A 12,562-nucleotide genomic window follows, 5' to 3' on the forward strand; every position below is an offset into this window, starting at 1 on the left:
GTGGTCGGGCCGTTGAGAGAAAGGTAGGAATCGCGCGCCGCCTACCGATCCCAGGTTTCGGCGGCCCGAACCGGCCACAGGTCCGTTAACCTGGTCGAATGCGACGACCGCGCGCCATGGTGCTCGACGAGGTGTGGCGCAGGCTCGACGGCGTCGAAGCACTCAGCGGCCCGCACGGCGGACCGCTGCGCCGGACCGTCAAACTCCTGCTCGACCCCTTGGTGATCCGTCCCGTGCAGCATCCGAGCTGTGCAGGGGCGATTCTCAGCGCGGACGGCGCGACGCTGCTCGCATCGCGCCTCTTCGCCGCCGCCGACGTGCTGCGGGCCACCGCGGCCTGGTTCACGCTGCTCAAACAGGTCCGCCGCGCGCTGCGTATCACCGAGGGCAATCCCCAGGATCTCTACTTCCAGCGCTGTTTCGAGCTCGCGACCACGGCGGGTCATCCGGATCCGGTGCGCGACAGGCAAACCGCGGAGGCCGCGCTGCGCGATATCCACGAGTTCGCCGCGGGCCGGACCACGCAGGCGCTCAAGCAGCACCTCACGGACGCCGAGGTGGCGCGGCAGCTTGGCGGGTTGATCGACATCGCCTGGCGGCGGCGACCGGCGACGGTGAGCGCCGATCACACCGCGGCGTTCGAGGAACTGCTCGACGCGTGCGCGAACAGCAGGGTGACCGGCGACGGACAGCCCGAACTGGACCGTCTCGTGGCGGCGCGCGCGGGCACCCACTCCGGAATCGACCTCTGGCACCGGGCATCCGGCAGCAGCGCGAACGAACTCGGGCTCACCGCGCATCCGCTGCCGCACTCGCCCGCGCTCGGCGCGTCGGCGTCCAAGGCGGACCTCGGTCTTCCGTTCGACCGCACGATCTACGAACGAGTCTTCACGGTGTTGCAGGCCTCGAGCGAACGCGCCGAACTGCCGCCGATCCCGGAACTCGTCACCGACGAAATCGCCCGCAGCTGTTCGCCGTGGGCACTGCTGGACGAGACGCTGCGGGTCGCGGCCGCTACCGGAGCCGCCCTGGCCGTTGGCCTTTCGCCGTTCGGAGCGACGTCGGGCGAGGGCGCCGGCGGGGCGGGAAGGGTGCGCCACTTGGCCGGTGCAGCGTCGTCGGGGCGCGCCGGGGCGGACGTCGCATGGACGACCGGGCGGGTTGCGGCGCCGGACGGCATGGCGCGCGGAACCGCGGCACACCAGGCGATCAACAATCGCTGGCGGCGCGAAGCCTATGTGCTGCAAGCACGGCGGCTCGCGGTGCACGACTGCGATCGTGCGAGCGGGCCGCTCACGCAGATCGCCGCGGAACTCCGCACGCCGTGGCGACCCTACCTACGACGGCTGTGGGTTCGGTTGCACGGTCGAGATGTTCGCGCAGCCGCGGTGGTCGAACCCGACGAGCTGTGGGACCTGCTGGACGGCGTGGCCCGCTCGGTCATCCTCGATCACCGCACCAAGGTGAAGAATGCGCTCAGCGCGAGTGCTGTGGCGAGCGAAGTCGATTCGACGGAATCGAGGGCGAGCTGATGAATGCGGTGCTCGTGCGCGAAGACGCCGAAGGATTCTGGACCATCGCACCCGCAGGCGCGCCGACGGTCTGGGCGGACGCTCCCCCACTGGACACCATGGTGCTGGAGGTCGTCGGCGGTCACCTCGCCTGGAGTCTGCTGGCCGGAGAACCGGTCCCGGCCACCGTGCTGCACGACCTCGACGAAGCGCAGGAATGGTTGTGGGCCGTCTACGGCGAGCATGTCGCACTGGCTGTCGCCGACCGGCAGGCCGTCGAACTTCCGGCAGAACCCGCGCTGCCGACCCTGGTCGCTCAGGCCAGGAAGTTGGCTTACGCGCACTGGGCGGCACGCTGGTGGCCCGCCTCCACCATCGACGGCATCCCGGCGCTGGACCAGCAATTGCTCGACACCGAGATCGCCACGCTCACCGAGGCGTGCGAGTTGATCGTCGACGGTGCCGACGCGGACCTCGAGCCGCTGCCCGCCGCACCCGTCGCGCTCGGCCGCGCGGAGGACTACGCGCTGGCCGCCGGTTCCGGTGCGCGACAAGGTGAACTGGTCTTCGGGCGTGGCAGCGGCGGCTGGGACTGGCGGCGCTGCCCGCCCGGCCTGGTCGACGCGTCCGAACACGCCGTGTCCTGGGAGTTGACCAGGGCGGAGGGGGCGACGCTAGTACGGGTGAGGGCGGTGGCCGCACCGCAACTCGATGCCCCGCCCGCGCATCTGCACCCGCGCGCGCTGCTCGACACCAGCGTCGGCGCGATCGACACGGAACTCCATCTGGTCGGCGACACTTGGCAGGGCACGGCGTCCACTGCCGCGGAAGCCGTTGCGGGAGTGCATGTCTATGTGCCCGGCGTGGGTCCGGATGCGCTCCCCGCCGACCACGACGAGCGCGCGCGGATTCGGGATCTGGTCGCCGCCCGGATGCGCGGCGCCACGGCGGACGACGACACCTTGCTCCTGGCCGAGATCGCGGCCGCCGCATCGGATTCGGACTTCTGATGACACAGGACGAAGCAGCGCCGCCCGGCCTGGAACTGCTCTACGAAGGCGCTGCGGCGTATCAGCGCGGCGAGGTCGCGGAGGCGCTGCGCATCTTCGAACACGCGGTCCTCACCACCTCCGGCGGTGTGCGGGTCAGCGCGCTGGTGAACGCCGCGAGCATGTGCGACGAACTCGGCGACCACGCGGGGGCGGCCGTCCGGTTCCGGTCGGCGCTGGCGGAGATCCCCGACGACGCCGTCGAGAAGCGCGCGTCCACGCTCGTCAACTACTCGCAAGCGCTCCAGCACCTCGGCGAACTCGACGCGGCGCAGGACGCGCTCGAGCAAGCCAGGACGCTGCTGGCCGACCATCCCGAATTCGCCTCGCTGCGGGTGCCCTGCCTGCTCTCACTGACGGCGGTGGCGTTCCACCGCGCCCAGTGGGTGCGAGTGGTCGAACTGGCCACCGAAACCCTCGACGTCGCACAACGTTTCGCGCCGCACCTCACCGGCCATCCACTGATGAACCTGGCGGGCGCGTACTTCGAGACCGGGCGCAGGGAACTCGGCATCGACTTCGCCGAACAAGCGCTGGCCGCCTTCGAGGCGGCGGGCGACCGCAACGCGGTGGCGGAAACCCAGCAGAATCTGGCCACGCTGTACACGAGAGTGAACCGGTTCGACGACGCGGAAGAGCCGCTGCGAGCGAGCCAGCGGTATTTCGAACAGGCCGGACTCGAGTACCGCGCCGGAGTCGGGCTCAGGATCATGGGGTACGTCGCCGAACATCGCGACGACGACGAACAAGCCGAGGCGCTGTACCGGCGCTCCCTCGCCTGCTTCGAGGCGTCCGGCGCGATGCTGGACGTGGCCGCCGTCCAGACCCGTCTCGCGACGGTGGCGTTCAAAGGCTTTCGCGTCGACGAGGGACAGGAGTTGCTCGCCGCCGCGTTCGAGGCGTACGCGGCGCGCGGTCTCGGATTGCACTGCGCGCAGGTCGATTTCTGGCACGCCGTGCTGCTGGAGGCGGTGATCGACAGCATCGACGCGCCGACTCCCGAGCTGCTGGCGCTGGCTCGCGATGTAGCGGTGCCCGCGGCCATCGCCATCGATGCCGTGCGATACACGCTGCCGAACGGCAATCAACGGGCCCAGTGGAATCGCGAGATCGCCGACCCCGCGATGCGCTTGGCGTTCCGATTCGCCTACCTCTGCGGGGACGGTCCCCTCATCGCGGACCTCATCGAAACACAATGCGCGGGAACCACAGTGGACGTCGACGGGACCGACCACCAGCCCCGCCCGCAGCTGCCGCTCGAACCGCTCTCGCCGATCGAGGCACCCGCGCAGGCCGAGGGCTCCGCGCTCCACCTCGGTTCGGCGTTGGCCAAGGTCGCCGCGGCCGCCGGCCTGCGGGTGGCCCCGCCGCCACGGCTCGCGATCGCGCCGGACGGGCACATCGCGCTGGCGGAGTACATCACTGCCGCCGAGCAGCGCTATGGGCGCGCGGTGCGGGAGGAACGGGTGCTGACGGTATGAGTGAACTTCGCGGCGATGTGAGATCGGCGGGGGCTGCATCCCGCGCTGCGACCGCGTGGCCCGGGTGGGCAACACCACGCGCAGCAAACACGCGGCCCGAGTCGACAACACCACGCGCAGCAAACACGCGGCCCGAGTCGACAACAGCATGCTCGGCAGGGCACAGTGCGCGCCTGGGCTTACCTAGGCGGCGAGCCCGCGGCGCTGCTGATCGGCGGTCCGCGTCAGCACGTCGCGCGAGCCCCAGGATTCGAGCATGACGACACCCGAGCAGCCGACGGTAGTCGTGCGGATGGCCGACGCCGGTGACCTCTACATGTCCTGGCGGTGGGACGACGATGCCGCGCCGCGCGGGGCCGCGATGCTGCCGGGTGATCCGATCGCGGAGGCGGTGTCGGCGCTTGCCGATGCGCTACCGAAGCCCGACGCTCCGGGCGGACTCGAGCGCGCGCTGACGACCGGCGCGTTCGCGTCCCCGGACGCGGAATACAGATTGGCACAGTCACTTTCCCGCGCGTTGTTGCCGTACGGGCTGGCTGTGCAATTGCACGAGCTGTACACGCGGGGAGTTCGGCCGCATATCCGCCTACAACCCTCGCCACGGGTGGCGCAGGTGCCGTGGGAGATCATCGCGCCCGACCCGGCTCTGCGGCTCATCGACATCGCCGACGTCAGCCTGCTCGCTCCAGCGGGCGTCGTGCACGCGCCGGGACGGTGCGCGCGCAGCTGGTCAGCCGATCGCGAGTTGCCGGTGGTCGCCGTGCTCGATCCGCGGGTGCCGGGATTTCGCGCCGACTCCGCACTGGGCTCGGTGCTGGGACGGATGAACGGTTCGGGCGCACTCTCCGAGCGGGTCGCCGAACATGTAGCACGCCAACGCCTCCGACCCAGCGTGACCGATACCGTCGAGGTCTTCCGCCGAACCGACCTGGATCGCGGGTGGCTCTCCGAGACGCTCCGTGCGGGGGCATCGCGACTGATCTACGTCGGACACGTCACGGCCGCCGCACCGGAGTCCGGTCAGAGCGAGAGCGCCGAACTCCACCTGGCGTGCACGGCCGAATCCACCGGTTTCGCCGAACCGCTGCGCACGCACCGCCCCCTGTCGGCCAAGGACCTCCTGCTCGGCACCCACACCCTTGATCCCGAACCCGTTGCGGGCCCCGACCTTTGGCCCATGCCGAGCCGTGTCGCCCTGATCGCCTGCGAGAGCGGCGGCGACCTCCGCTTCACCGAGGCGCTCGGCCTCGTCGCGGCCATGATCAACGGCGGCGCCGAACTCGTCACCGCCACCCGCTGGCCGCTCCCCACCGACCTAGCCTTCCAACGCCTCGCAGGCGCCACCGCAACCCCCTTGCAAGACCTCATCCGCGCCATCGACACCGCTCACGACCACCCCGACCCTCTCCACCCCCTCACCACCTGGCACCGCACCCGCCTCACCACCTGGCGCGAAACCGGCGCCATCGAACACTCCCCCCTCCTCTGGTCCGCCATCGCCACCTTCCACACCTGACCATCCGCGCGCGGCGGGAGGCGCTCGGGATGACGCAGGCAGAACTGGCCGAGCGGGCAGGGTTGAAGCAGCCTGCGGTGGCGCGGTTCGAGGCGGGCGGCACCATGCCGACCATCCCCATGCTCGAGCGGTACGTGGAGGCGTTGGGGTTGCGGCTGGAGGTGCGGTTGCGGGAGGCGGGGTGAGAATCAGGCGCGCGGCGGGACGAGCGGCGCGCGCCTGGGATCAGTGTTCGTCGTAGTGGCCGTCGTGGGGAGCGTGACGGTGGCCGTCGTGGATGTAGTCGACGTGGTCACCGTGCGGGACGGCGACGTGGCCGCAGCCTTCACCGTGTACGTGGTCGTGGACGACTTCGGTGTGACCGGAGGGCTCGCATTCGTCGAAGTGGCCGTCGTGGGCGCGGTGCAGGTGGCCGTCGTGGACATAGTCGACGTGGTCACCGTGCGGAACGGCGACATGGCCGCAGCCCTCGCAGTGGACGTGCGCGTGGCCGGTGTGCTCGGAGTGTGCTGCAGTCATCAGAAAGCCTTCTTCCATCGCGATGGACAGGTGCATCTGTGAACAAGAACACATTAGCACGTGTGCATGGATGGAGATTGCCAGCTATGCGCTACCGAACCTCAGAGCACCTGCGAGAGGAACTTGCGCAACCGCGGCGTCTCGGCGGCGTCGAACAGCGTGTCCGGCGTCCCGGTCTCCACCACCTGCCCCTGATCCATGAACACCACATTGTCGGAGACGCTGCGCGCGAACCCCATCTCGTGCGTCACCACGATCATCGACATGCCACCGGACGCCAGATCGCTCATCAGCGCGAGCACGCCCTTCACGAGCTCGGGGTCGAGCGCCGAGGTGGCCTCGTCGAAGAACATGATCTCCGGCCGCATGGCCAGCGCCCGCGCGATCGCGACCCGCTGCTGCTGCCCGCCGGAGAGATTCGCGGGTCGCGCGTCGGCCTTGTTCGCCAGCCCCACGATCTCCAGCTGCTCGATCGCGAGTGCTCGCGCCGCGTCCTTCGACAGACCGCGCAGCTTGCGCGGGCCGAGCGCGATGTTGTCCGCCACGGTCTTGTGCGGGAACAGGTTGAAATGCTGGAACACCATGCCGATGCGCTGACGCAGCCGGTCCGGGTCCTCGCGCAGCACCGACTCGCCGTCCAGCAGGACGTCGCCGCGATCCGGCTCGTGCAGCCGGTTGAGCACCCGAAGCAGGGTCGACTTGCCGGAGCCGGAGGGTCCGATGACGGTGGTGGTCGTGCCCGCGTCGACGTGGATGTCGATACCGCGCAGCACGTGGTTGCGGCCGAGGGTGAGGTGCAGGCCGGTTCCGGTGAGAGATGCACTCATGGTTCAGCGCCCTTCGGTGATGGTGGCCTGCTCGAGTTCGTCGATCGGCTGATCGGGCCGACCGGTGCGCATCCGGCGGTCGATGTAGTTGACCAGGTGGGTGAGCGGGATGGTCAGCACCAGGTACATCAGGCCCGCGGCGACCAGCGGCGAGAGATTTCCGGTCTGCGCGTTGAGATCTCGGCCCACCGCGAACAGTTCGCGCTGACTGGCGAGCAGACCGAGGAAGTAGATCAGCGAGGAATCCTTGATGAGCGCGATGAATTGGTTCATCAGCGCGGGGAGCACCCGGCGCACGCCCTGCGGGATCACCACCAGCGTCATGGCCCGCCGATAGCCGAAGCCGATGGCGCGCGCCGCCTCCAGCTGCCCGGCCTCCACGGATTGGATTCCGGAACGGAAGATTTCACCGATGTAGGCCGAGGCCAGCAGTGCCAGAGCGACCGCGCCGAGCCAGTACGGATTGTTGCCGGTGATGTTGCGCGCCACCGGCCCGACACCCAGACCGATGAGCAGGATGATCACGACGGCGGGCAGGCCGCGGAAGATATCGGTGTAAACCCGCGCGGGCCAGCGCAACCAGCGGGTGCGTGAGATTCCGGCGACCGCGAGCAGCATGCCGATCGCGGTGCCCAGCAGCCCCGAAACCAGCGCCAGGATCAGGGTGTTCGGCAGACCCGTCTTGATCAGATCGGGAAAAGCCTTGCGATACAGGGACCAATCGAAGAATGTGTCGCCCAGCTGTTGCAGGGTGGACTTCGGCGCGGTCTGCTCCTGGCCTTGGTCCGGTCCCTGTTCGGCGGCGATCGCGGCGAAATCGGGCAGCTGCGGGGTCGGTGCGGCCTTGGAACCCGGCTTCCAGCCCGGCGGCAACTGCCGCGGCACCCAGTCGCTGTAGAGGCGGGCGTAGGTGCCGTCCGCGATCACCGCGTCCAGGCCGCTGTTGAGCGCGTCGACGAGCGGCTTGTTGCTCTTGTTCACCGCCCACGCGGCGAAATTGTCCAGACTGAAAGCGTTCTGGACCACCGAGGTGCCGTCGCCCGGCTTGATCGCGCCCTCGGCCTGCGCCGAGGGGGCCACCCAGGCGTCGACCTGACCGGTCTTCAGATTGGCGTAGGCGGTGTTGTAGTCCGGGAACTTCACCGGGTCCAGGTGCAGGGTGTTCACCACGTAGTCGTCCTGCACCGTGCCCTGGACGACGGCGATCCGGGTACCTGGACCTAGATCGGCGAAGCTGCGGATCGGACTCCCGTTGGCCACCACGAGGGCGAAGTAGCCGAAGTCGTAGCCGTTGGTGAAGCCGACCAGTTCGCGGCGGGCGTCGGTGGTGGTGATGTTGGAGGAGCCGACATCGAAGCGCGCGCCCGCCACCTGCGCGAGCAGACCCGAGAACTCGGTGCCCGAGAACTGCACTCGCAGGCCGAGTTTCGCGGCCACCGCGCGCAGGAGCTCGTTGTCGAAGCCGGTGAAGGTCCCCGCGGAGTTCACGCAGATGCTCGGGGGCGCGTCGGAGAGGGTGCCGACGCTGAGCGTGCCGGGGGTGATCAGCCCGAGCCTGTTCGCGTCGATGGATTCCAGCGGGGCCGTGTTCGCGGTGGTGTAGCGGTCCGGTCCCGCGGTGGCGGAGGAGGCCAGATTCGTCGGCGCAGCGGACGCCGCGCTCAGCCCTGGGGGCGAGCAGAGGTCCCCGATATCGGAGGATTCGTCGCCGGAACCACAGCCTGCCGCCGTCAGACCGACGGCGATCAGTATCGAGGTGATCAGGGCACGACGCCACGCAGCGGGCAGACCAGCCATGGTCGAGAACCCTAGTGCGGACATACCGCAAATCCACAGTTACATGTGGCCGACGCGACGAGGGTCACTCGCCGCACAGCGGCGCGCCTGTGCGAGAATCGCTCGGAAATTTGCCCCGGGTACGCGGACATTCTGTCGCCGGCACGGCACGACCGGTCGGCGCGGCGTAGGTGATTACTCCCGCACGGGGCTTTTTCAAGGTTCACACCGATCGAAACTGCTCGACGTTCCACCGATGCAGCCGGCGGCCGACTTCGCCTCGGCACCACCACGATCGGACAGCGAGCGATCACCGCTGTTACCGCTTCTCGAGACTGCGTCGGGACTGAATCAGAACCGTTCGACCTCGAAAGGACACAGGGCTAGTGAACTACCTGGATTCATGTTCGGTTTCGGGCGGCTCCGCGTCGCGGACCGGGGGCGCCGCGTGACGACCGCCAACGAGATCATCGAGCTGACCGACGACGACTTCTACCGGGACCCGCACGCCGTCTACCGGAGTCTGCGCGAACGCGGACCGATCCACCGCGTCCGTCTGGACGGGGTGCTGAGCTGGCTGATCGTCGATCAGGACGTGGCCAAACAGGCCTTCATCGAGCCGAATATCAGCAAGCGCGTCACCTCGCCCGAGGGCCAGGCCGCCATGGCCAAGAACGGCGGAGCCGAGAAGTTCGCGGGCGCCGTCAACGACAACATGCTCTTCGCCGATCCGCCCCAGCACACCCGGCTACGCAGCCTGGTGGCCAAGGCGTTCGCCAGCCGCGCGGTTCGCGACCTCGGCCCCCGCATCACCGCGATTGCCGACTCGCTGCTCGACGAGTTGAGCGGCAAGGAATCCGCCGACCTGCTCGACGACTACGCGTTCCCGTTGCCGATCATGGTGATCTGCGAGCTGCTCGGCGTGGCCGACGACGACAAGGACGAGTTCCGCGCCTGGACCGAGGTCGTGGTCGACGAATCGGCCAGCGTCGAGGAACGCACCAGCGCCGGCATCAGCTTCTTCACCTACCTCACCGAACTGATCGCCGTACGCACCGACAATCCCCGCGAGGACCTGCTCTCGGCACTGATCGTCGCCAAGGACGACAACGACCGGCTCGACCAGCAGGAACTCATCTCGATGCTGTTCCTGCTGCTGGCCGCGGGGCACGAGACCACGGTCAACCTGATCGGCAACACGGTGCTCGAGCTGCTGCGCGATCCGGCCACGGCCGAGCGACTGCGCGCCGACCCGACCGGCGTCCCCGCCTACGTCGAGGAGATCCTGCGTTGCCAGGGTCCGGTGCATATGGCGACGGCCCGGTTCACCACCGCGCCGATCACGTTGGGCGGTCAGGAGATCGACGCGGGCGAGTTCGTCATGATCTCCCTGGCGGCGGCCAACCGCGATCCGCAGCGGTTCGCCGACCCGGACCGGGTCGACGCGATGCGCACCGACAACCGGCACATCGCCTTCGGCCACGGCATTCACTACTGTGTCGGCGCGGCCTTGGCCCGGATGGAGGCCACCATCGCGCTCACCCGGCTGCTCGATCGAATCCCGGCGATGTCGCTCGACGGCGACTTCGCCGAACTGAGCTGGCGCAGGAGCCTGCTCATTCGAGGTCTCGCCGAACTCCCGGTCCGCCTGTCGCTGCCCGTCGAGGGGGCAGCGGCCGTGGCCCGCGAGCGGCAGTATTCGACGGTCTGATCGCGGTAGAACCCGGAACCGGGCTCAGGCCAAGCCGGTGACCTGTTCCGGGTTCACCTCGTCGCGCCACCGGATGGCCTGCTCGAGCTGGCCGAAGTCGTAGTCGGGGCCGCTCACGCCGACGGTGAACAAGCCCACCCCTTGCTCGATGAACGCCGGCGCCTGCTCCGCTCCCGGCCACGGCACCGAGCGCTCGATACGGGACGGGTCGGAGCCGACGGCGGCGGCGTGCTCGGCGAGCACCTGGTTCTTGTGCCGCAGCGAGCCGAGGTCGGCGAAGCTGTGCCAGATGTCGGCGTATTCGGCGACCAGGCGCAGCGTCTTGCGCTCGCCACCGCCGCCGATCAGGATCGGGATGTCGCGGGTCGGCTGCGGATTCAGCTTCTTCAGCCGCGCGGTCAGCCTCGGCATGCTCTCCCCGAGCAGCTTCAATCGGCTTGCCGCCGTGCCGAATTCGTACCCGTACTCGTCGTAGTCGTGCTGGAACCAGCCCGCGCCGATGCCGAGGATCAACCTGCCGTCGCTGATGTGGTCGACGGTGCGCGCCATATCGGCGAGCAGTTCCGGGTTGCGGTACCCACCGCCGGTGACCAGCGCGCCGATCTCCACCCGCTCGGTCTGCTCGGCGAACGCGGCGAGCATGGTCCAGCACTCGAAGTGCGCGCCCACCGGATCGCCGCTGAGCGGATAGAAATGATCCCAGTTGAAGACGATGTCGACACCGGCGTCCTCGGCCCGCCGCACGGCATCGCGAATCAAGCCGTACTTGGGGGCGTGCTGCGGCTGCAGCTGGACTCCGATCCGAATCGGCCGACTCATCTCATGCCCTCCTCGTTCGCTCGCTGATCCCCGCGATCGAGGCTACCGGCGTCCGGCGGATCCGGCGTGGTGAAAACCGGCCCGTGCCTTCCTCGTGCTTTCGGCCGGCGCACGGACTCGGCTGCGTGGGAATTTGTCGCCCGATACGATCGTCCGGACCGTCCGCGCGCCGCGTGCGACGGTGAGCCCTCTACTCGGATCGTCCGGCACGTTCCTGCCGGTGAAGGGATGTGATCTGCCGTGGCAACGGTGACCTTCGAGCGCGCCACCCGCCTGTATCCCGGCGCGACCAAACCCGCCGTCGACCAGCTGGATCTGGAGATCGCCGACGGCGAGTTCCTGGTTCTGGTCGGCCCGTCCGGTTGCGGGAAGTCCACCTCGCTGCGGATGCTGGCCGGGCTGGAGGAGGTGAACGGCGGGCGCATCCTGATCGGCGCGAACGACGTCACCCACGCGGAGCCGAAGGAACGCGACATCGCGATGGTGTTCCAGAACTACGCGCTCTACCCGCACATGACGGTGGCCGAGAACATGGGCTTCGCGCTCAAGCTGGCCAAGGTCGCCAAGGCGGAGAAGGACCAGCGCGTGCGGGAGGCCGCCAAGCTGCTCGACCTGGAGCCCTACCTGGACCGCAAGCCGAAGGCGCTGTCCGGCGGTCAGCGTCAGCGCGTGGCGATGGGCCGGGCGATCGTGCGTCAGCCGCAGGTGTTCCTGATGGACGAGCCGCTGTCGAACCTGGACGCCAAGCTGCGCGTGCAGACCCGCACCCAGATCGCCCAGCTACAGCGCAGGCTCGGCACCACGACGGTGTACGTCACCCACGATCAGGTCGAGGCCATGACCATGGGCGACCGCGTCGCCGTGCTCAAGGACGGCCTGCTCCAGCAGTGCGCGACCCCGCGCGACCTGTACCGCAACCCGGCCAACGCCTTCGTCGCCGGTTTCATGGGCTCGCCCGCCATGAACATGTTCACGCTGCCGGTGTCCGACGGCGCGGTGGCGCTCGGCGGGCACGCGCTGCCGGTGCCGCGTTCGGTGTCCGACGCCGCCGAGGGCAAGGTCGTGGTCGGCATCCGCCCCGAACACTTCGAGCTCGGCGACGGACTGAGCAAGGACGGCATCGAGATGGAAGTGGACGTGGTGGAGGAACTCGGTTCCGACGCCTACATCTACGGCCGCACCGTCGCCGAGGGTCAGGTCGACGGTGCGGGGGAATCCATTGTGGCGCGGGCCGATTGGCGCAACCCGCCCGCGAAGGGCACCCGCCTGAAGCTGTCCACCACCCCTGAACACACGTACTTCTTCTCCGCCACGGACGGCCGTCGCCTCGACTGAGCCCCGGCGCGGGCCGCT

General features: G+C 69.0%; 11 protein-coding genes. 7 read left to right on the forward strand and 4 right to left on the reverse strand.

From position 1 onward, the window contains the following. The first annotated feature begins 116 nt into the window (after nt 1-116). The 5 genes from AC3EO7_RS11580 (at nt 117) to AC3EO7_RS11600 (ending at nt 5,742) form a co-directional block, all read left to right on the forward strand. The gene (locus AC3EO7_RS11580) at nt 117-1,532 is read left to right on the forward strand and encodes a hypothetical protein (protein WP_435591217.1); all 1,416 of its coding nucleotides are present in this window, start codon (nt 117-119) and stop codon (nt 1,530-1,532) included. Then, a complete protein-coding gene (locus AC3EO7_RS11585; protein ID WP_435591169.1) occupies nt 1,532-2,521 on the forward strand; it encodes a hypothetical protein in 990 nt (329 codons plus the stop codon). Before AC3EO7_RS11580 ends, AC3EO7_RS11585 begins: the two co-directional genes overlap by 1 nt. Beyond that, on the forward strand, nt 2,521-4,041 hold the full coding sequence (locus AC3EO7_RS11590; protein WP_435591170.1) for a tetratricopeptide repeat protein: 1,521 nt from the start codon (nt 2,521-2,523) through the stop codon (nt 4,039-4,041). Before AC3EO7_RS11585 ends, AC3EO7_RS11590 begins: the two co-directional genes overlap by 1 nt. Before the next feature lie 256 nt (nt 4,042-4,297). After that, the gene (locus AC3EO7_RS11595) at nt 4,298-5,557 is read left to right on the forward strand and encodes a CHAT domain-containing protein (RefSeq protein ID WP_435591171.1); all 1,260 of its coding nucleotides are present in this window, start codon (nt 4,298-4,300) and stop codon (nt 5,555-5,557) included. 2 nt (nt 5,558-5,559) lie between these two features. Beyond that, the gene (locus AC3EO7_RS11600) at nt 5,560-5,742 is read left to right on the forward strand and encodes a helix-turn-helix domain-containing protein (protein WP_435591218.1); all 183 of its coding nucleotides are present in this window, start codon (nt 5,560-5,562) and stop codon (nt 5,740-5,742) included. A 40-nt stretch (nt 5,743-5,782) separates the two neighbouring features. Here the strand turns inward: AC3EO7_RS11600 and AC3EO7_RS11605 are convergent, their stop codons facing one another. The 3 genes from AC3EO7_RS11605 to AC3EO7_RS11615 all read right to left on the reverse strand — a co-directional run bounded on the left by AC3EO7_RS11605 (nt 5,783) and on the right by AC3EO7_RS11615 (nt 8,700). After that, nucleotides 5,783-6,076: a hypothetical protein gene (locus AC3EO7_RS11605; RefSeq protein ID WP_431968450.1), complete on the reverse strand. Its 294-nt coding sequence runs from the start codon at nt 6,074-6,076 to the stop codon at nt 5,783-5,785. A 101-nt stretch (nt 6,077-6,177) separates the two neighbouring features. Continuing rightward, nucleotides 6,178-6,903 (reverse strand): amino acid ABC transporter ATP-binding protein, encoded by a 726-nt coding sequence (locus AC3EO7_RS11610; RefSeq protein WP_435591172.1) that lies wholly within the window; start codon nt 6,901-6,903, stop codon nt 6,178-6,180. Nucleotides 6,904-6,906: 3 nt separating this feature from the next. Then, nucleotides 6,907-8,700, reverse strand: coding sequence for an ABC transporter substrate-binding protein/permease (locus tag AC3EO7_RS11615; protein ID WP_435591219.1), 1,794 nt, complete (start codon nt 8,698-8,700; stop codon nt 6,907-6,909). Between the two features lie 427 nt (nt 8,701-9,127). Here AC3EO7_RS11615 and AC3EO7_RS11620 point away from each other — a divergent pair, with 427 nt between their 5' ends. Beyond that, nucleotides 9,128-10,390, forward strand: a complete 1,263-nt coding sequence (locus AC3EO7_RS11620; RefSeq protein WP_431968454.1) for a cytochrome P450 family protein — start codon at nt 9,128-9,130, stop codon at nt 10,388-10,390. A 24-nt stretch (nt 10,391-10,414) separates the two neighbouring features. Here the strand turns inward: AC3EO7_RS11620 and AC3EO7_RS11625 are convergent, their stop codons facing one another. Continuing rightward, nucleotides 10,415-11,209, reverse strand: coding sequence for an LLM class F420-dependent oxidoreductase (locus AC3EO7_RS11625; protein WP_431968456.1), 795 nt, complete (start codon nt 11,207-11,209; stop codon nt 10,415-10,417). Between the two features lie 240 nt (nt 11,210-11,449). On the opposite strand from AC3EO7_RS11625, the gene AC3EO7_RS11630 reads away from it, so the two are divergent. Continuing rightward, entirely contained in the window at nt 11,450-12,544 is a 1,095-nt protein-coding gene (locus AC3EO7_RS11630; protein ID WP_431968458.1) for an ABC transporter ATP-binding protein, read from the forward strand. Nucleotides 12,545-12,562 lie beyond the last annotated feature (18 nt).

This window comes from Nocardia sp. bgisy118 (assembly GCF_057708605.1).

What these genes read in the sequence shown, in the direction of transcription:
- AC3EO7_RS11605 (WP_431968450.1), bottom strand. Translation starts at nt 6,076, where the DNA reads ATGACTGCAGCACACTCCGAGCACACCGGCCACGCGCACGTCCACTGC.
- AC3EO7_RS11580 (WP_435591217.1), top strand. Translation starts at nt 117, where the DNA reads ATGGTGCTCGACGAGGTGTGGCGCAGGCTCGACGGCGTCGAAGCACTC.
- AC3EO7_RS11595 (WP_435591171.1), top strand. Translation starts at nt 4,298, where the DNA reads ATGACGACACCCGAGCAGCCGACGGTAGTCGTGCGGATGGCCGACGCC.
- AC3EO7_RS11615 (WP_435591219.1), bottom strand. Translation starts at nt 8,700, where the DNA reads ATGGCTGGTCTGCCCGCTGCGTGGCGTCGTGCCCTGATCACCTCGATA.
- AC3EO7_RS11610 (WP_435591172.1), bottom strand. Translation starts at nt 6,903, where the DNA reads ATGAGTGCATCTCTCACCGGAACCGGCCTGCACCTCACCCTCGGCCGC.
- AC3EO7_RS11590 (WP_435591170.1), top strand. Translation starts at nt 2,521, where the DNA reads ATGACACAGGACGAAGCAGCGCCGCCCGGCCTGGAACTGCTCTACGAA.
- AC3EO7_RS11625 (WP_431968456.1), bottom strand. Translation starts at nt 11,209, where the DNA reads ATGAGTCGGCCGATTCGGATCGGAGTCCAGCTGCAGCCGCAGCACGCC.
- AC3EO7_RS11585 (WP_435591169.1), top strand. Translation starts at nt 1,532, where the DNA reads ATGAATGCGGTGCTCGTGCGCGAAGACGCCGAAGGATTCTGGACCATC.